We start from the raw sequence: 18,963 nt of genomic DNA, 5'->3' as shown, positions 1-18,963 counted from the left end.
GACATTCACGCATGGAGCGATCGTTCGCTGCCGAGGTCCGGTCGCTGCGGCTGGCCGGCGGCCAGACCTTTCACGGCGAGGGCATCCTCGCCGTCACCAAAGCCCTGCTGCAGTCGGGTGTGAGCTACATCGGTGGCTACCAGGGCGCGCCGGTCTCGCACCTCATCGACGTGCTCGGCGACGCGCGCGAGCTGCTGCAGGAGCTGGGCGTGTACTTCGAGGCCAATGCCTCCGAGGCCGGCGCCGCCGCCATGCTGGCCGCGTCCATCCACTACCCGGTGCGCGGCGCGGTCACCTGGAAAAGCACGGTGGGCACCAACGTCGCGTCCGACGCGCTGTCCAACCTCGCGTCGGCCGGCGTCACGGGCGGCGCGCTGATCATCCTCGGCGAGGACTACGGCGAGGGCTCGTCCATCATCCAGGAGCGCACCCACGCCTTCGCCATGAAGTCGCAGATCTGGCTCATGGACCCGCGGCCCAACCTCGGCTCCATCGTGGACGCGGTGGAGCGCAGCTTCGAACTCTCGGAAGCGAGCAGCACGCCCGTGATGCTGCAGTTGCGCATCCGCGCCTGCCACGTGCACGGCCACTTCGAATGCAAGGACAACCGCGCGCCCGCGGTCTCGCTGCGCCAGCCCATCGAGCAGGCCGCCTTCGACTACGGCCGCATCAACCTGCCGCCTTCGATCTACCAGCACGAGCGCCAGAAGGTCGAGCAGCGCTGGCCGGCCGCGCTGCGCTTCATCCGCGAGGCGGGCCTCAACGAGCGCTTCGACGGTGAGCTCGGCGACGTGGGCCTGATCGTGCCCGGCGGGCTCTACAACGGCCTGATCCGCGGCCTGCAGCAGCTCGGCCTGGCCGATGCCTTCGGCCAGTCGAAGCTGCCGATCTACGTGCTCAACGTGGTGTACCCGCTGGTGCCCGACGAGCTGCTCGATTTCTGCCGCGACAAGCAGGCCGTGCTGCTGGTGGAGGAGGGCCAGCCCAACTACATCGAAGACGCGATCCACGCGGTGCTGCGCAAGGCCGGTGTGGCCACGCGCGTGCACGGCAAGAACGTGTTCCCCATGGCGGGCGAGTACACCGGCGACGTGGTGCTCGAAGGCCTGGCGCGTTTCCTGGAACTCGAAACGCCCGCCGGCCTGGCGCTCACGCCGGTCACGGCGCGGGCGCGCGCGCTGCGCGAACACAAGGCGCAGGCGGGCAGCGCCATCGGCGCGCCCGTGCCCACGCGCCCGCCGGGCTTTTGCATCGGCTGCCCCGAGCGGCCGGTGTTCTCGGCCATCAAGCAGATGCAGCAAAAGCTCGGCCAGGTGCACGTGAACGCCGACATCGGCTGCCACACCTTCGGCTCGCTGCCGCCCTTCAACGTGGGCAGCACGGTGCTGGGCTACGGCCTGGGTCTGGCGAGCTCGTCGGGCGTGGGTCCGCTCATGGCCAACCGCACCGTGAGCATCATGGGCGATGGCGGCTTCTGGCACAACGGTTTCACCAGCGGCGTGGTCAACGCGGTCTACAACGGCCAGGACTCGGTGCTCGTGATCCTGCAGAACGGCTACACCTCGGCCACCGGCACGCAGGCCATTCCGTCCTCGCCGTCGCAGCCCGCGGCCAAGCCGCTCACGCTGGACATCGAGAAAGCGCTGCGCGGCGTGGGCGTGCAATGGATCCGCAAGGTGGGCAGCTACCAGGTGGAAGAGATGGTGAAGGTGCTCGAAGAGGCCATGTCCACCGAAGAAGGCGGGCTCAAGGTCATCATCGCCGACGGCGAATGCCAGCTCGAACGCCAGCGCCGCATCAAGCCGAAGCTGGCCGAGCAGCTGCAGCGCGGCGAGCGCGTGGTGCGCACGCGCTTCGGCATCGACGACGACGTGTGCACCGGCGACCACTCGTGCATCCGCCTCTCGGGCTGTCCCTCGCTCACCATCAAGCCCAACCCCAGCCCGCTGCGCACCGACCCCGTGGCCGCGGTGAACACCGGCTGCGTGGGCTGCGGCCTGTGCGGCGAGAACGCGCACGCGGCCGTGCTCTGCCCCTCTTTCTACAAGGCCGAGGTGGTGCAGAACCCCGGCGCCTTCGAACGTTTCATGGCGCGCGTGCGCGGCGCCCTCATCGAAAGGCTCGCGGCATGACGCAACCCCTGTGCATCCTCATCGGCGCCATGGGCGGCGAGGGCGGCGGCGTGCTGGCCGACTGGCTCATCGACGCCGCCATGGAAGCGGGCTTCCCGGTGCAGAGCACCTCGGTGCCCGGCGTGGCCCAGCGCACCGGCGCCACCACCTACTACGTCGAGATCTACCCCGAGAGCCGCGCCGCGCTGGGCGGGCGCGAGCCGGTGCTCTCGCTCACGCCCACCGTGGGTCAGGTCGATCTGGTGGCCGCGTCCGAGCTCATGGAGGCCGGCCGCGCGATCCAGAACGGCTACGTGCACCCCGAGCGCACGCTGCTGGTGGCCTCGACCCACCGCGAGTACGCGGTGTCGGAAAAGGCGGCCATGGGTGACGGCCGCTTCGACAGCGGCCGCGTGCTCGACGCCGCGCAGCGCCAGGCGCGCGCGAGCGTGCTGCTCGACATGCGCGCGCTCGCGCAGCAGCACGGCACCGTGATCAACACCGTGCTGTTCGGCGCCATGGCCGGCTCGGGCGTGCTGCCGTTTGCGCGCGAGGCCTGCGAACGCGCCATCGAGCGTTCGGGCAAGGCGGTGAAGGCCAGCCTGCGCGGTTTTGCCGCCGGCTTCGACGCCGCCCAGGGCCGCGTGCAGGCCACGCAGCAACTCGCCGAGGGCGTGAAGGGCCTGCACGAACTGCCGGCGCGCGTGCGCGCGCTGCCCGAGCCGCTGCACGCGGTGGTGGCCGCGGGCGTGGCCCTCACCACCGGGTACCAGGACGCGCGCTACGCCGAGCAATACCTCGACACCGTGCAGCGCGTGCTCGCGGCCGAGCAGGCCTCGGGCCGCGACGGGCATGAGCGCCTGGACGTGACGCGCGAGACCGCGCGCCACCTGGCGCTGTGGATGGCCTACGAAGACGTGATCCGCGTGGCCCAGCTCAAGACGCGCAAGGAGCGCCTCGACCGCGTGCGCCGCGAGGTGGGCGCCAAGCCCGGCGAACCCTTGCTCACCACCGAATACCTCAAGCCCGGCCTCGACGAGATCGCCTCCCTGCTGCCGCCCGCGCTCTCGCGCTGGTTCCGCCGCGCCACCGAGGGCCGCACCTGGAACCGGGGCCTGCACGTGCGTACAGACACGCTGCGCGGCTTTCTCATGCTGTGCGTGCTGCGTTCGCTCAAGGGTCTGCGCCGGCGCACCGCGCGCTTTGCCGAGGAACACGCGGCCATCGCGCGTTGGCTCGCGGCCATCGAGTCCCGCATGCACGAGGCCGCGGCGCTGGAGATCGCGCTCGCGGGCAACCTCGTCAAGGGCTATGGCGACACGCACCGGCGCGGCCACCGCAACCTCGGCGCGCTGCTGGACGAAGCCGCGCAGGGTGCACCGGCCGAACGCCTGAAGGCGCTGCGCCAGGCCGCGCTCGCCGACCCCGAAGGCCGGCAGCTCTCGGGCGTGCTCGGCCGCCCGCTCGTGCAACCCATCCGTATCGTGCGCCGCCCGGTGCGGCCCTGATTTTTTCCACCCACCACAAGAGGAGACAAGGTGTTCAAAACCGCAACCATCCAAGCCGCCGCGCTCGCGCTCGGCCTCGCCGCCGGCGCCGCACAGGCGCAGGACAAACCCGTCGAGCTCAACTTCGGCCACTGGCTGCCGGGCACGCATTCGCTGTCCAAGACCGGCTTCGAGCCCTGGGCCAAGTCGGTCGAGGCCGCGTCCAAAGGCAGCATCAAGGTCATGCTGTTCCCGGCGCAGCAGCTCGGCAAGGCGCCCGACCACTACGACATGGCGCGCGACGGCATCGCCGCGATGACCTGGGTGAGCCCGGGCTACCAGGCCAACCGCTTCCCCATCTTCGCGGCCTCCGAGCTGCCCTTCATGAGCGCGCGCCCCGGCCCGGGCTCGGCCGCGCTCGACGCCTGGTACCGCAAGTACGCCGAGAAGGAAATGAAGGACGTGAAGTACTGCTTCGCGCACCAGCACATCGGCACGCTGCATTCCAAGAAACCCATCACCGACCCGGCGCAGATCCGCGGTATGAAGATCCGCCCGGCCAACGGCACCGTGGCCTCGTTCGTGACGCTGCTGGGCGGCACCAACGTGAGCGTGTCGGCGCCCGAGTCGCGCGACGCGCTTGAAAAAGGCATTGCCGACGCCATCACCTTCCCCTGGGATTCCACGCTGAGCTTCGGCGTGGACAAGGCGGTGAAGTTCCACAACGACATGCGCCTGTACAGCGCCAACTTCGTCTGGGTGATGAACCCGTCCTGGTACGGCAAGCTCAGCGCGGCGCAGAAGAAGGTCATCGACGACCACTGCAGCAACGAGTGGGCCGCCAAGGTCGGCGCGGCCTGGGGCGACTTCGAGGACTCGGGCCAGGCCAAGCTCGAAAAAGCCGCGGGCCACACCATCGTGAAGCTCACGCCCGCACAGCAGGAAGCCTGGCACAAGGCGGCCGAGCCGCTGTACCAGCGCTGGGCGCAAGACGTGCAACGCGCCGGCGGCAACGCGGATCAGATCCTGGGCGAGCTCAAGCGCGAGCTGGAGAGCCGCAAGGCGAACTGAGTCAGGGGCCGCCGCGGACGCGGCGGCCTGATGCTCCCACGGCCGCCTAAACCGCCCCCGGCCGGCTCACCAGCGCGAACAACTGGTTGCGGTGGTGGATGCCCAGCCGCTCGAAGGCGCGGTTGCGGTAGGTCTTCACGGTGCCGGCCGACACACCCATGTCGGCCGCGATGCCGTCGTAGGTGAGGCCCTTGAGCAGCCGCTCGCAGACCTCGCGCTCGCGCCGCGTGAGCGCATCGAGCGCGCTGCGCGTCTGCGTGGCCACCGACGACAGCGCGATGTGGCGCTTCACGCACGCGAGCAGCAGCGAGGTCGCGCTGCCCACGGCATCGATCTCGTCGTCGCTGAAGGGCCGCTCGCCTTCGTGGCGGTAGAGGTTCACCGAGAGCAGGCCGGGCTCGCTGTCGCGCCCGATCAGCGACAGGCGCTCGCGCAGGCCCGCGCGGGTGTAAATGCGCTCGCGGTGCGGCCGCGGGATCTCGCGCGCGTTCCAGTGCACCAGCATCTCGGGCGTGTGGCGCGCCTGGTCGCGCGCGGCCACGAAGGTCTGGTCGCGCTGGTAGAGCGATTCGCGGTAGGTCTTCCACGAGTCGCCCGTGTGGTCGGGCAGGCGGTAGGTGCCCGAGGCGGGCATGGACGGCGGCCGGTCGTCGTGCAGCCGGAACACCGACCACGAGGACACCAGCAGCAACTGGTTGAGTTGCGCGAGCGCGCGCTGGCCGAAGTCGTCGGCGCCCACGGTGCCGATGAAGCCGGTGAGCGTGTCCAGCGCCGCGCGCGGGGCGGGCCGCGACGGGGCAAGGGGCAGGGGAATGAGCTGCATGCGCTTCCAGACAGTACTGTATGGAACTCTACGCGCGCTCGCGCGGTGCGCGCCCCGGGGTTTCCCCGGGTTTTCCCTGAAGCGCGGCGGGGCGCAGCGCGCGTTTTGTCTCCCTCTCGGTAGACAGCCCGCGGCCGCGGCCGTGGCCACACTGGGGCTCCCGAACCCTTCTCCGGAGACAAGACCATGAGCCTTTCGCGCCGCCACTTCGTGGCCGGCACGGCCCTGCTGGCCGCCGCCCAACTGCCCGTCACCGCCCTGGCCCAGACCTACCCTGCGTACCCGATCCGCATCGTGGTGGGCTACCCGCCGGCCACCGCGCCCGACGTGCTCGCGCGTTTCCTCGCGCAGCGCATGGCCGAGCTGCTCAAGCAGCAGGTGGTGGTGGACAACAAGCCCGGCGCAGGCGGCCAGATCGCGGCGCAGACCGTGGCCAAGGCCCAACCCGACGGCTACACCCTGCTGCTCGGCGAGGTGGGCTCGATCGCCATCGCGCCGCCCGCGTTCAGCAAGCTGCAATACGACCCGACCAAGGAACTCACCGGCGTGAGCGAGGTGGGCAAGGTCGACCTGCTGCTGGCCGTGCCCGCGAACTCGCCGCACCAGACCGTGGCCGACTTCGTGAAAGCCGCCAAGGCGCGCGGCGACAAGATCAACTTCGGCACCTTCGGCGCGGGCAGCCCGGGCCACTTCGGCGCCGAGGTCTTCGCCGAGGCCGCGGGCTTCAAGATCGAGCCGGTGCACTACCGCAACACCGGCGACGCCGTGACCGGCATCATCAACGGCGACGTGGCCGGCGCCTTCGTGTCGACCGCGCTGGGCGCGGCGCAGATCAAGGGCGGCAAGATGCGCGCGCTGGCCACCAGCGCGCCCGTGCGCTCGCCGCTGCTGCCGCAGGTGCCGACCATGATCGAGGTGGGCTACCCCAAGATGGACGTGTCGGCCTGGTTCGCGCTGATGGCGCCCGCGGCCACGCCGCCCGCCGTGCTCGACCTGCTGGCGCGCGAGGCGGCCGCGGCGGTGCAGTCGCCCGACACCAAGGCCAAGATCGTCGAGGCCGGCTTCAGCGTCACCGGCCTCTCGCGCGCCGACACCGACCGCATGCTGCGCGCCGAGTACCCGCGCTGGGCAGGGATCGTGAAAGCATCGGGCTTCCGCGGCGACTGAACGAAATGCGCCCCCACGCTCATCACTCCGTGTATTCGCTGCCCCCCGAGGGGGCGCAAGCCTCCCTTGGGGCGGCCCGGCGGGAGGCTTGACATGCAGCGCCACCGTATTGAGACCCTCGCCGACGTGGCGGCCATCGGCGCGCTGCCGTATGCGCAGTTCATGCCGCACACGCACGTGTACGACGCGCTGCGCGCCGCGGCGCTGCGGCACGCCGATCGCCCGGCCATCACCTACGTGCGCGAGCCCGACCCGGCGCAGCCCGTGCAGACCTGGCGCTACGCCGAACTGCTCGAGCGCATCCACCGCACCGCCAACCTGTTCGCCGCGCTGGTGCCGCCCGATGCCGAGGGCCGGGGCCCGCGCGTGGCCATGCTGCTGCCCAACATCCCCGAGGCGCACCTCACGCTCTGGGGTGGCGAGACCGCGGGCGTGGTGTGCCCCATCAACTACCTGCTCGAGCCCGCGCACATCGCCGAGCTCGTGCAGACGTCGGGCTGCCAGATCCTGGTGGCCCTGGGCCCGCACCCCGAGCTCGACATCTGGAGCAAGGCCAGCGCCGTGGCGCGCGAATGCCCGGGCCTGCAGCACGTGTTCGCCGTGGGCGGCGCGCCCGGCGCGCGCGACTTCATGACCGCGGTGGACGCCATGCCCGGCGACGCGCTCGCGCCCGCCATCACCACCGGCGCCGACCGGCTGGCCGCGCTGTTCCACACCGGCGGCACCACGGGCGCGCCCAAGCTCGCGCAGCACCGCCACAGCAACCAGCTGCATTCCTCGTGGTGCGCGGCCCAGTTCTACGCCATGGACGAGCGCGACACGCTGCTCAACGGCTTTCCGCTGTTCCATGTGGCCGGGGCCTTCGTGTACGGCCTGTCGGTGCTGCTCAGTGGCGCGCAGATCGTGCTGCCCACGCTGCTCGGCCTGCGCAACACCGGCTTCATGCAGCGCTACTGGGACTTCGTCGAGCAACACCGCGTGAGCCTGCTCGCGGCCGTGCCCACGGTGATGGGCACGCTGCTCAAGCTCGAACCGGGCCAGGCCTCGCGCGGCTCGGTGCGCGCGCTGCTCACGGGCGGCTCGCCGCTGCCCAACGAACTCGCGCAGGCCTTCGAGCGCCGCTACGGCATCGCCGTGCGCAACATCCTGGGCATGACCGAGTGCGCGGGCGTGGTCAGCATCGAGCCCTTCCTGGGCCCGCGCACGCCGGGCTCGTGCGGCCTGCCGCTGCCCTACACCGAGGTGGTGGCCGTGAACGCCGAGGGCCAGCGCTGCGCGCCCGGCGAGAGCGGCATCGTGCGCCTGCGCGGCCCCAACGTGGGCCCGGGCTACACCGACGCGCGCCGCAACACCGGCACCTTCGACGACCAGGGCTGGCTCATCACGGGCGACATCGGCCACATCGACGCCGAAGGCCGCGTGTTCATCACCGGCCGCGCCAAGGACGTGATCATCCGCAGCGGCCACAACATCGACCCGCAGCAGATCGAAGAAGCGCTGCTGCAGCACCCCGATGTGATGGTGGCCGCGGCCGTGGGCGAGCCCGACGAGTACGCGGGCGAGGTCGCGGTGGTCTACGTGTCGGTGCGCCCGGGCGCATCGGTCACGCCCGAAGAACTCTCGGCCTTCGCGAACGCGCGCATTCCCGAGCGGCCGGCCTACCCCAAGCGCGTGCAGATCGTGCCCAGCGTGCCGCTCACCGCGGTGGGCAAGGTGTTCAAGCCGCGCCTGCGCGCCATGGCCTGCGAAACCGCGCTCGGCGAGCGCCTGGCCAGGGCCGGGCTGGCCGACGCGTTCGAGATTCGCGTGGCCGATGCCAGCAGCGGCCTGCAGGTGCTGTTCGCCGCGCGCAGCGCCGAGGCGGCCGCGCAGCACGCCGAGGCCGTGCGGGCCATCATGGCGCCATTCCCGCTGGCCTACCGCGTGGCGGTGCAAGGAGAAGACGCATGAGCGAAGGCCAGGTCCGTTTCGAGACGCAGGGCGACATCGCCGTGTTCACGCTCGACGCGCCCGCGTCGCGCAACGCGCTCACGCCGCGCATGCTGTGCCAGCTTGCCGACCACGTGGTGGCCTTTGCGCAGAGCCCGTCGCTGCGCGTGGCCATCCTCACGGGCAGCGGCGACAAGGCCTTCTGCGCGGGCGGCGACCTTGCGCGCACGCTGCCGCTCATGAGCGGCGACCGCCAGCCGCAGGACGCGTGGGACCACCGCGTGCTCAACGAGCCGCTGGTGATGGCCGCCTCGGGCCTGCGCGACTACCCGCTCGACAAGCCCGTGATCGCCGCGGTGAACGGCGCCTGCATGGCCGCGGGCTTCGAGATCCTGCTCGGCACCGACATCCGCCTGTGCGCCGAGCACGCCACGTTTGCGCTGCCCGAGGTCAAGCGCGCGCTGATCCCCTTCGCGGGCTCGCTCGCGCGGCTGCCGCGCCAGATCCCGCAGGCCGTGGCCATGGAGCTCATGCTCACGGGCGATGCCATCAGCGCCGCCGAGGCGCAGCGCCTGGGCCTGGTGAACCGCGTGCTGCCCGCGGCCGAGCTGATGCCGCAGGCCCTGGCCCTGGCCGCGAAGATCGCGCGCAACGGCCCCGTGGCCGTGCAGGCGGTCAAGCGCACCGTGGTGGCCGCCAGCGGCCTGCCGCTCGATCAGGCCTACCGCCTCGAGGACGAGGCCAAGGCCCGGGTGATGGCCAGTGCCGACGCCCGCGAAGGCCCGCGCGCCTTCATGGAAAAACGCGAACCCGTCTACCGCGGGCACTGAACCTCCACCTACCGGGCGAGAACCCCATGAAGCTCCAGAACAAGATCGCCATCGTCAGCGGCTCGGGCCGCGGCATCGGCCGCGCCACCGCGCTCAAGCTCGCCGCCGAAGGCGCCACCGTGGTCGTGAACGACCTCGACGCCGCGCTGTGCGAGCAGGTGGTGGCCGAGATCCGCGCGGCCGGTGGCCAGGCCTCGGCCTGCGCCGGCAGCGTCACCGACCCGGCCTTCGGCGCGCGCTTCGTGCAGGCCGCGCTCGACAACCACGGCGGGCTCGACATCATCGTCAACAACGCCGGCTACGCCTGGGACGGCGTGATCCAGAAGATGAGCGACGAGCAGTTCGACGCCATGCTGGACATCCACCTCAAGGCGCCGTTCCGCATCCTGCGCGCCGCGGCCGGCCACCTGCGCGAAGCCGCCAAGCGCGAGAACGCCGAAGGCCGGCGCGTGCAGCGCAAGGTGGTCAACGTGTCGTCCATCGCGGGCATCCTGGGCAGCGCGGGCCAGACCAACTACGCCGCGGGCAAAGCGGGCATCGTGGGCATCACGCGCACGCTCGCGCGCGAGTGGGGCCGCTACCACGTGAACGTGAACGCGGTGGCCTTCGGCTACGTGGTCACGCGCATGACGCAGGCCGTGGACAAGGGCAGCGCCACGCAGGTCGACATCGAAGGCCGCGCCATTCCCGCCGGCATCCCGGCCGAGCAGGTGCGCGCGCTCGAAGCGCAGATTCCGCTGGGCCGCGGCGCGAGCACCGAAGAGGCCGCGGGCGCGATCGCGCTGCTCTGCTACCCCGAGAGCGACTACGTGTCGGGCCACGTGCTCATGGCCAGCGGCGGGCTCTGAGGCGCGCGGGCGCGGGCCCGTGCCCGACAATGCGCGCTGTCCCACCGCCCGCCCGCCATGGAACTGCGACAGCTGCGCTACTTCGTCCGGATCGTCGAACTCGGCTCCATGAGCCGGGCCGCGGCCGAGCTCGACCTCGTGCAATCGGCCCTGAGCCAGCAGATCGGCCGGCTCGAGGGCGAGCTCAGCACGCGGCTGCTGCAGCGCACCCCGCGCGGCGTGCTGCCCACCGAGGCCGGCATGGCCTTCTTCCGCGAGGCCAAGCTCACGCTGCGCCACGCCGACCAGGCGGTGCGCGCGGCGCAATCGGCGCGCCTGTCGGGTTCGGTGAGCGTGGGCCTGGCGGCCACCACCGCGGCGGTGCTGGGCCTGCCGCTCATGCAGGCCATGCGCGAGCGCTACCCCGACGTGCGCCTGCACCTGGTGGAAGGCATGTCGGGCCACCTCGCGGCCCAGCTCAACGCGCGCGAGCTCGACCTCGCCATGCTGTTCGACCCGCACGCGGGGCAGGGCGGCCGCGGCCCCGGCGACCGGCTGCTGGAGCGCCAGCCGCTGTTCACCGAAGACCTGTTCCTCATCACCCAGCGCCGGCGCCGCCGCGCCGCGCGCCTCGCGCTCGCCGACCTGGCCGGTGAAGACCTGATCCTGCCCACCCACCCGCACGGCCTGCGCATCACGCTCGACGCGGCCTTCCAGCGCGCCGGCATCACCCCGCGCGTGGTGCTCGAAGTGGATTCGCTCTCGCTCGTGATGGCCGCGGTGAACGCCGGTCTGGGCGGCAGCCTGCAGCCCTATGCCGCGGTGCACGGCTTTCCCGACGCGAGCGAGCGCTTTCGCCTCTCGCTGATCGACGACCCGCAGATGCGCCGCACCAACGTGCTGTGCAGCCTGTCTGACGACGAGCTCTCACCGGCCGCGCTGGCCACGCGCGTGGTCATCGCCGATTGCGCCAAGCGGCTGGTCGAGGGCGGCGCCTGGCCCGGCACGCGGCCCTGGCATCACAAAACCTGATACCCCCATGCCGGGCGCTCGCTTCCCGGGCGCGCGGTGTCTGCCTAGAGTGCGGGCGTTGCCGGCGGTGGGCCGTCGGCCTACTCCCCGACGAGGCCCGAGGTGGACCCTGATGTTCTGGTGATCGGTGGTGGCAACGCCGCGTTGTGCGCCGCGCTCATGGCGCGCGAGGCCGGCGCGCGCGTGCTTCTGCTCGAAGCCGCGCCGCGCGAATGGCGCGGCGGCAATTCCGCTCACACGCGCAACCTGCGTTGCATGCACGACGCACCGCAGGACGTGCTGGTGGACGCCTACCCCGAAGAAGAGTTCTGGCAGGACCTGCTCAAGGTCACGGGCGGCCTCACCAATGAACACCTCGCGCGGCTCACCATCCGCGCCTCGTCCACCTGCCGCGACTGGATGCGCCGCCATGGTGTGCATTTCCAGCCGCCGCTGTCGGGCGCGCTGCACGTGGCGCGCACCAACGCCTTCTTCATGGGCGGCGGCAAGGCCCTGGTGAACGCCTACTACCGCAGCGCCGAGCGCCTGGGCGTGCAGGTGCGCTACCAGGCGCCGGTGGCACGCATCGAAGTGCGCGACGGCCGCTTCGTGGCCGCCCATCTCCAGAGCGGCGAGCGCATTGCCGCGCGCGCCTGCGTGCTCGCCGCGGGCGGCTTCGAGTCGAACCGCGACTGGCTGCGCGAGGCCTGGGGGCAGAACGCGCGCGGCGAATGGCCGGCCGACAACTTCCTCATCCGCGGCACCGCCTACAACCAGGGCGTGCTGCTGCGCCACCTGCTCGACGACCACCGGGCCGACGGCATCGGCGACCCGACGCAGGCCCACATGGTGGCCATCGACGCGCGCGCGCCGCTCTACGACGGTGGCATCTGCACCCGCATCGACTGCGTGTCGCTGGGCGTGGTGGTGAACCGCGAGGCGAGGCGCTTCTACGACGAAGGCGAAGACTTCTGGCCCAAGCGCTACGCCATCTGGGGCCGCCTGGTGGCCCAGCAGCCGCAGCAGATCGCCTATTCCATCATCGACGCCAAGGCCATCGGCCGCTTCATGCCGCCGGTGTTCCCGGGCGTGAAGGCCAACAGCCTGCCCGAACTCGCGCGCCAGCTCGGCCTGGACGAGGCCACCTTCATGCAGACCCTCGACGACTACAACGCCGCCTGCCGCGTGGGCACCTTCGACCACACCGCGCTCGACGACTGCCACACCGAGGGCGTGACGCCCGCCAAGACCCACTGGGCCCGCCCCATCGACACCGCGCCCTTCTACGGCTACGCGTTGCGCCCGGGCGTGACCTTCACCTACCTGGGCCTGAAGACCGACGACACCGCCGCCGTGCGCTTCAACGACACGCCCAGCGACAACCTCTTCGTGGCCGGCGAGATGATGGCCGGCAACGTGCTGGGCAAGGGCTACACCGCGGGGGTGGGCATGTCCATCGGCACCGCCTTCGGCCGCATCGCGGGCACCAACGCGGCCAAGGCCGCTCTGAAACAGGGAGCGTTGCATGCAGGCGCTTGAAGCCCTGGCGCGCGACGCGCGCCAACTCGCCAACGGCCAGCCGGTGCCGCTCACCCCCGCCGAAACCGAGGTGGCGCGGCAACTGCAGATCTGCAACGCCTGCCGCTACTGCGAAGGCTTTTGCGCCGTGTTCCCGGCCATGACGCGCCGGCTCGAATTCGGCAAGGCCGACGTGCACTTCATGGCCAACCTGTGCCACAACTGCGGCGCCTGCCTGCACGCCTGCCAGTACGCGCCGCCGCACGACTTCGCGGTGAACGTGCCCCAGGCCATGGCCCAGGTGCGCGGGCAGACCTATGCCGACTACGCCTGGCCGCCCGCGCTGGGCCGGCTGTACCAGCGCAACGGCCTGGTGCTCTCGGTGGCGCTGGCGCTGGGCATCGCGCTGTTCCTGCTGCTGGCCGCGGCCACGCAGGGCAGCCTGTGGGCCGACGCCGCGCGCGGCGACTTCTACCGCGTGTTCCCGCACAACCTGCTCGTGGGCCTGTTCGCGCCGGTGTTCCTGTTCGTGGTGTTCGCACTCGGCATGGGCGTGCGCCGCTTCTGGCGCGACATCACGCCCGTGACCGGCGGCGTGCCGGTGCAGGCCCCGGCCGCGGCCGAGGCCACGCACGACGTGCTGCGCCTGAAGTACCTCGACGGCGGCCACGGCGAGGGCTGCCACAACGACGACGAGGCCTACACGCTCTCGCGCCGGCGCTTCCACCACCTCACCTTCTACGGCTTCGTGTTGTGCTTTGCGGCCACCAGCGTGGCCACGCTCTACCACTACCTGTTCGGCTGGGTGGCGCCCTACGACTTCCCGAGCCTGCCCAAGCTGCTCGGCGGCGCGGGCGGGCTGATGCTGGTGCTGGGCACCGCGGGCCTGTGGCGCCTGAACCTGCGCCGCCACGAACGCCATGGCGACCCCGCCCAACGCCCCATGGACCGCGCCTTCATCGCGCTGCTGTTCCTCACCGGCGCGAGCGGCCTGCTGCTGTGGTGGGGCCGCGGCACCCCGGCCATGACGCTGCTGCTGTGCGCGCACCTGGGCGCGGTGATGGCCCTGTTCGCCACGCTGCCCTACGGCAAGTTCGCGCACGGCATGTTCCGCACGGCGGCGCTGCTGCGGCATGCGGTGGAGAAGCGCCTGCCCAACCCGGTGGGTCTGGGCGCCGACTGAGTGATTTTCCCAACCGAGAGAGCTCCACGATGACCACACGACAACTGCTGCGCGCTTTCGCGCTCACCGCCGCCGCGCTGACCCTGGCCAGCCCGGCGCCCGCGCAGGACTTTCCGCCCAAGAAGCCGGTGACGCTGGTGGTGGGCTTTGCCGCCGGTGGCGCGGCCGATGCCGCGGCGCGCCTGATTGCGAAGAAGCTCGCGGCCAACATCGGCCAGTCGGTGGTGGTGGAGAACAAGGGCGGCGCGGGCGGCAACATTGCGCACCAGTACGTGGCCAACGCCGCGCCCGATGGTTCGGTGCTGCTGTTCGGCTCCATCGGCCCGCTCACGATCGCGCCGCACATCATGAAGGTGTCGTACGACCCCTTCAAAGACCTCGCGCCCGTCTCGGGCGGCGTGAACTTTCCCAACGTGCTCGTGGCGCACAAGGCGCTGGGCGTGAAAACGCTGGCCGAGTTCGTGGCGCTGGAAAAGAAGAAACCCAACACCCTCGACTTCGCGTCCACCGGCGCGGGCTCGGCGTCGCACCTGGCGGGCGAGCTGTTCAACCAGCGCGCGGGCATTGCCATGGTGCATGTGCCCTACAAGGGCGGCGCGCCCGCGCTCAATGACCTTCTGGGCGAACGTGTGGCTTCCTACTTTGCGGCGCCGCCCACGGCGCTGCCGCACGTGGAAACCGGTGCCCTGGTGCCCCTGGCCACCACCGGCCTCACGCGCCCGGCCTACCTGCCCAACATCCCCACCGTGGCCGAAGCCGGCTACCCGGGCTTCGAGGCTTTGAACTGGTATGCCTTCGTGGCCCCGGGCAAAACGCCTGCGCCTTTGCTCGACCGCTGGAACCAGGAGATCGTGAAGGTGCTCAACGACGCCGAGGTGAAGGGCGCTCTCAACCAGCACGGCCTGACGCCCCAACCCACGACCCGCGCGGAACTGACGGCGTTCATGCGCAAGGAGGACGCGAAGTGGGGGGCGATCGTGCGGGAAAGAAACATCAAGGCGAACTGAAGGGCTTCGCGGCGGCGGCGGCGAGGCGGCGCGCCGCCACCGCCGTGAGCACGAACGCCAGCCCCACCAGGCCCCAGTCGGCCGCGTGCAGCGGCCGCAGCCCCAGCCACGCGCTGGCCGCCGGCAGCTGCACCAGCAGGCCCAGCGAGAACAGCGTGCCTGCCACCAGCCCGCGCGGGCTCGCCCGGCGCAGGCCCGCGAGGCCGGCGGTGAAGCCGGCGCTGGCCGCCAGCAGCACGCCCAGCGCCATCGCGCGCGCGTGCTCCACCTGGCGGTCGGCGCCCAGCGCGTGCAGGTAGCTCCCCACCACGGCCACGCTCACCAGCCCGCCGATCAGCACGATCGCGCCCCAGGCGCCGGCCGAGAAGAAACGCGCGCGCCGGTGGTGGTGCTGCACCGGGGCGAGTGGGCCCGCCGCCGGCAGGCCCTGGAAGGCCAGCAGGGCGGTGGGGTGGATCACCAACTCCAGCCACACGATGTGGATCGGCAGCAGCAGCAGCGGCAGGCCCATGAGCGGCACCGCAGCAGCGGCGGCCACGAGCGGCAGGTGCACGAGCAGCAGGTAGGCGAACGCCAGCCGCAGGTTCTGGAACAGCTGGCGGCCTTCGCCCACCGCGTGCACGATGGTGCGGAAGTTGTCGTCGAGCAGCACCACCGGCGCCACCTCGCGCGCGCTGCGCGTGCCGCGTTCGCCCATGGCCACGCCGACGTCGGCCTGGCGCAGCGCGGGCACGTCGTTCACGCCGTCGCCGGTGACGGCCACCAGCTCGCCGTCGGCCTGCAGCGCCTGCACCAGCGCGAGCTTCTGCGCGGGCGTGGCGCGGGCCACCACGTGAACGCCGCCGTGCGCGCGCAGCGCGGCCGCGGCGTCGTCGCCCGGGGCCAGCACGATCACCCGGGGCTGGCCGCCCCCGAGCCCGATCTCGCGCGCAATGGCCTCGGCGGTGCTCGGGAGGTCGCCGGTGACCATGATCACGCGCATGCCGGCGGCCACGCAGTCGGCAATGGCCTCGCGCACGCCGTCGCGCACCGGGTCTTCGAACGCCAGCAGGCCGACGAGGCTGAAGCCCTCGGCGGGTTCGGTGTCGGGCGCCGCGTCCGCGGGCAGCGCGCGCCGCGCGCAGGCGATCACCTTGTGCCCCGAGCGGGCGTAGGCCTCGATGCGCTCGGTCCACGCCGCGCGTTCGGCCTCGGTCAGCGCGCACAGGGCCATCACGGTTTCGGGCGCGCCCTTGGTGAAGGCCGTGGTGGTGCCGTCGGCCAGCCGCAGCACGGCGGTCTCGCGGCGCCGCGCTTCGGTGAACGGGAATTCGGCCAGCCGCGTGGCGGGCGGCAGGGGGCCGGCGGCCGCGTGCAGCGCCTGATCGAGCGGGTCACCGCTGTCGGGGCGGGCGGCGAAGGTGGCGCTCTGCAGCACGGTGTCTTCGTCAAGGCCATCGGCTGGCGCGCGATGGGCCAGCACCAGCGTGCCGGCGGTGATGGTGCCGGTCTTGTCGGACACGATGCAGCTCACGCGGCCGATGTTCTCCACCGCCACCGCGCGCCGCACCAGCGCCTTCTTGCGCGCCAGCCGCAACACCCCCACACCGAGGAAGCCGGTGTACACCACGGGAAACTCCTCGGGAATCGCCGCCACGGCCAGGGTCACCGCGCTCAGCAGCGCATCGATCCAGCCGTGCCCGTGCCACAGCCGTATGGCGGCGAGGGCGGCGCACATGAGCAGGGCCACGCCGAGCAACACCAGCACCAGCTGGCCGATCGCGCGCTGCAGCGGGGTGGCGGCGTGGCTGCCCTCGGTGGCCGAGCGCGCGATCGCGCCGTAACGCGTGTCGCCCCCGGTCTCCACGATGCGCAGCCGCGCCTGGCCGGTCAGCAGCCGCGTGCCCGCACGGCCCCGGTGCAGCTCGGGCACCTGGCGCTCCGTGGCCGGTGCATCGGTGTCCAGGGCGCGCTTGGGCACCGGCAGCGATTCGCCGGTCAGCGTCGACTCGTCCACCTGCAGCCCGTGCCCGCCGACCAGCAGGCCATCGGCGGGAAAGTAGCCGCCCGGTGTCACCGCCACCAGGTCGCCGGGCACGAGCTCGCGGGCCGCGATGTCTTGCCACTGCCCATCGCGCAGCACGCGCGCCGAACTGGCCAGCCGGCCCGCCAGGGCCGCCGACGACGCCGACGTGCGCCGGTGCAGCCACGCGTCCATGCCGAGCAGGGGCGCCAGGGCCAGCAGCAGCGTCAGCGATTCGGTGTACTGCCCCAGCAGCGCGAACAGGCCCGAGGTGAACGCCAGAAACCACAGCATGGGGTCGCGCGCGGTGTCGCGCGCCACCACCTTCCAGCCGCTTGCGGTGGGCGCCACGATGTCGTTGAAGCCGTGGCTGCGCAGGGCCTCCTGGGCCTGCGCCGAGGTGAGGCCCTGTGCGGTGTCAGCGTCATCGGCGTCATCTGCGCCGGCGGCGCTCAGCGCACCAGCAGCACCGGTGTGCGGCATGAGGCCAGCACCTTGGTGGCCACCGAGCCCATGACCAGGCCGGCCAGCGCGCCGTGCCCGTGCGAGCCCAGGATGACCATGTCGAAACCCTCGCGGTCGGCCATGCGGGCGATGGCCGATGCGGCGCTGCCCATGCGGTGGACGAAGCGCGCTTTCAGCTGGTGTTCGGCGAAGAACGCGCGCACCGGGCGCAACACCGTCTCGGCGTCATCGCGGTACAGGGCCTGCACCTGCGGCCGGTCGACGAAGGCGGCGGCGCGGTGGGGCAGGGGCAGCACGCAATGCAGCACCGTGTAGCGGTGTTGCGGCCCCAGCCATTGGGGCTGGCTGGCGATGAAGGCCAGCACGCGCTGGGTGTAGGGACTGCCGTCCACGGCGACGAGGATCTTCAAGGCGAGGCCTCCATTGGGGTTCTGACCAGTATGGTCCGCGGCGCGCCTGCAGATCAAGCCCGCTGCGCTGCACATTCCTTCACGCATGCCATCGCCGCTGCGCGCCCCGCGCGGTGAAGGCGCGGTGTATCGTGGCCCCTCGTTTCACAGGGGGAGCTGAACATGATCTTTGACCGCATCAACCGCCGTTTTCTGTGGCAGGCGACAGCGCTGGTGGCCGCCGCGCTGTTGTGGCTCTGCGCGGCGTCACCGGCGCGCGCGCAGGCCGCCGACAAGGCCTGCGCCGTGGTGCTCATGCACGGCAAGTGGGGCAACCCGCAAGCCATTGGCTTCTTCGGCCGCCGGCTCGAGCCGGCGTGCACGGTGAAGTCCATCGACATGCCGTGGTCGGCGCGGCGCGGCTACGACGTGCCCTACCCGCAGGCGCTCGAACAGATCGCCGACGAGGTGCGCCAGTTTCGCGCCCAGGGCTTCCAGCGCGTGCTGCTGGCCGGCCACAGCTTTGGCGCCAACGCGGCCCTGGCCTACATGGCGCAACACGGCGATGCCGATGGCGTGATCGCCCTGGCGCCCGGGCATTCACCCGCGTTCACCTACCGCCGCGGCATTGGCCGCGAGGCGGTGGACGAAGCGCGCGCCAAGGTGGCCGCGGGCGAGGGCGCGGCCATGCTCACCATGGCCGACCTCAACCAGGGCCAGACCCGCAACGTGCGCATGCGCGCCGACGTGCTGCTGAGCTACTTCGACCCCGAGGGCCTGGGCCACATGCCCGGCACGGCCGAGCGCTTCAAGAAGGCCGTGCCGTTTCTGTGGGTGATCGGCACGCAAGACCCGCTCTACCCCGCGGGCGAAGCCTTCGCCTACGCCAAGGCCCCGCCGCACCCCGCGAGCCGCTACCTCGTGGTGGAGGCGGGGCATGTGAATACGCCGGATGTGGCGGTGGAGCAGGTGAAGGGGTGGATTGCGGGGTTGCCGTGAAGGGGGGCTGCTTTGCAGCGTTATCGGACATAAGTGTTGTGGGCTTGAACGGCTGCTTTCAAGCGATAGACGGTCCACTAAGTCGGAGCGCTAGCGAGCTAGCCGCGGCCAAATCGCGAGCTTGACAAGCTTAGGTCGGTGTAA

Annotated in this window: 15 protein-coding genes; 12 read left to right on the top strand and 3 right to left on the bottom strand. The window is 71.6% G+C overall.

From position 1 onward, the window contains the following. The first annotated feature begins 11 nt into the window (after window positions 1–11). From WDZ95_RS03170 to WDZ95_RS03160, 3 genes are read left to right on the top strand one after another with little or no spacing between them, the layout of a single operon-like run. Window positions 12–2,132 carry a thiamine pyrophosphate-dependent enzyme gene (locus WDZ95_RS03170; protein ID WP_425776162.1) on the top strand — a complete coding sequence of 707 codons (2,121 nt, stop codon included), beginning with the start codon at window positions 12–14 and terminating at the stop codon, window positions 2,130–2,132. After that, window positions 2,129–3,619, top strand: coding sequence for an indolepyruvate oxidoreductase subunit beta family protein (locus WDZ95_RS03165; protein WP_425776161.1), 1,491 nt, complete (start codon window positions 2,129–2,131; stop codon window positions 3,617–3,619). Before WDZ95_RS03170 ends, WDZ95_RS03165 begins: the two co-directional genes overlap by 4 nt. Window positions 3,620–3,649: 30 nt before the next feature. After that, window positions 3,650–4,669, top strand: coding sequence for a TRAP transporter substrate-binding protein (locus WDZ95_RS03160; RefSeq protein WP_425776160.1), 1,020 nt, complete (start codon window positions 3,650–3,652; stop codon window positions 4,667–4,669). 46 nt (window positions 4,670–4,715) lie between these two features. Here the strand turns inward: WDZ95_RS03160 and WDZ95_RS03155 are convergent, their stop codons facing one another. Beyond that, entirely contained in the window at window positions 4,716–5,492 is a 777-nt protein-coding gene (locus WDZ95_RS03155) for a helix-turn-helix transcriptional regulator (RefSeq protein ID WP_425776159.1), read from the bottom strand. A 186-nt stretch (window positions 5,493–5,678) separates the two neighbouring features. Between WDZ95_RS03155 and WDZ95_RS03150 the strand changes: the two genes are divergently transcribed. The 8 genes from WDZ95_RS03150 to WDZ95_RS03115 all read left to right on the top strand — a co-directional run bounded on the left by WDZ95_RS03150 (window position 5,679) and on the right by WDZ95_RS03115 (window position 14,964). Beyond that, window positions 5,679–6,659, top strand: a complete 981-nt coding sequence (locus tag WDZ95_RS03150; RefSeq protein WP_425776158.1) for a Bug family tripartite tricarboxylate transporter substrate binding protein — start codon at window positions 5,679–5,681, stop codon at window positions 6,657–6,659. Between the two features lie 93 nt (window positions 6,660–6,752). Next, the gene (locus tag WDZ95_RS03145; protein WP_425776157.1) at window positions 6,753–8,609 is read left to right on the top strand and encodes an acyl-CoA synthetase; all 1,857 of its coding nucleotides are present in this window, start codon (window positions 6,753–6,755) and stop codon (window positions 8,607–8,609) included. Beyond that, complete coding sequence (locus WDZ95_RS03140; protein ID WP_425776156.1) at window positions 8,606–9,418, top strand: enoyl-CoA hydratase/isomerase family protein; 813 nt, start codon at window positions 8,606–8,608, stop codon at window positions 9,416–9,418. The genes WDZ95_RS03145 and WDZ95_RS03140 overlap by 4 nt, the downstream gene beginning before the upstream one ends. A 26-nt stretch (window positions 9,419–9,444) precedes the next feature. Beyond that, window positions 9,445–10,266: an SDR family NAD(P)-dependent oxidoreductase gene (locus tag WDZ95_RS03135; protein WP_425776155.1), complete on the top strand. Its 822-nt coding sequence runs from the start codon at window positions 9,445–9,447 to the stop codon at window positions 10,264–10,266. 57 nt (window positions 10,267–10,323) lie between these two features. Next, entirely contained in the window at window positions 10,324–11,277 is a 954-nt protein-coding gene (locus WDZ95_RS03130; protein ID WP_425776154.1) for a LysR family transcriptional regulator, read from the top strand. 102 nt (window positions 11,278–11,379) lie between these two features. Further along, window positions 11,380–12,795 (top strand): FAD-dependent tricarballylate dehydrogenase TcuA, encoded by a 1,416-nt coding sequence (gene tcuA / locus WDZ95_RS03125; protein WP_425776153.1) that lies wholly within the window; start codon window positions 11,380–11,382, stop codon window positions 12,793–12,795. After that, window positions 12,782–13,957, top strand: coding sequence for a tricarballylate utilization 4Fe-4S protein TcuB (gene tcuB / locus WDZ95_RS03120; protein WP_425776152.1), 1,176 nt, complete (start codon window positions 12,782–12,784; stop codon window positions 13,955–13,957). The genes tcuA and tcuB overlap by 14 nt, the downstream gene beginning before the upstream one ends. Before the next feature lie 29 nt (window positions 13,958–13,986). Beyond that, window positions 13,987–14,964: a Bug family tripartite tricarboxylate transporter substrate binding protein gene (locus tag WDZ95_RS03115; RefSeq protein ID WP_425776151.1), complete on the top strand. Its 978-nt coding sequence runs from the start codon at window positions 13,987–13,989 to the stop codon at window positions 14,962–14,964. On the opposite strand, the gene WDZ95_RS03110 is transcribed toward WDZ95_RS03115, so the two are convergent. Both WDZ95_RS03110 and WDZ95_RS03105 read right to left on the bottom strand, forming a co-directional pair. Beyond that, window positions 14,951–17,449: a cation-translocating P-type ATPase gene (locus tag WDZ95_RS03110; RefSeq protein WP_425776150.1), complete on the bottom strand. Its 2,499-nt coding sequence runs from the start codon at window positions 17,447–17,449 to the stop codon at window positions 14,951–14,953. The genes WDZ95_RS03115 and WDZ95_RS03110 overlap by 14 nt on opposite strands. Then, window positions 17,419–17,841 carry a universal stress protein gene (locus WDZ95_RS03105; protein WP_166227209.1) on the bottom strand — a complete coding sequence of 141 codons (423 nt, stop codon included), beginning with the start codon at window positions 17,839–17,841 and terminating at the stop codon, window positions 17,419–17,421. Before WDZ95_RS03105 ends, WDZ95_RS03110 begins: the two co-directional genes overlap by 31 nt. Window positions 17,842–18,003: 162 nt before the next feature. On the opposite strand from WDZ95_RS03105, the gene WDZ95_RS03100 reads away from it, so the two are divergent. Next, window positions 18,004–18,819 carry an alpha/beta fold hydrolase gene (locus WDZ95_RS03100; RefSeq protein WP_425776149.1) on the top strand — a complete coding sequence of 272 codons (816 nt, stop codon included), beginning with the start codon at window positions 18,004–18,006 and terminating at the stop codon, window positions 18,817–18,819. The last annotated feature ends 144 nt before the right edge of the window (window positions 18,820–18,963 follow it).

The organism is Hydrogenophaga sp. T2, assembly GCF_049843535.1.
GTDB classification, from domain to species: domain Bacteria; phylum Pseudomonadota; class Gammaproteobacteria; order Burkholderiales; family Burkholderiaceae_C; genus Hydrogenophaga; species Hydrogenophaga crocea.
The sequence above is the reverse complement of the archived record's forward strand: the minus strand, read 5'-3'. Positions and strand labels throughout refer to the sequence as shown.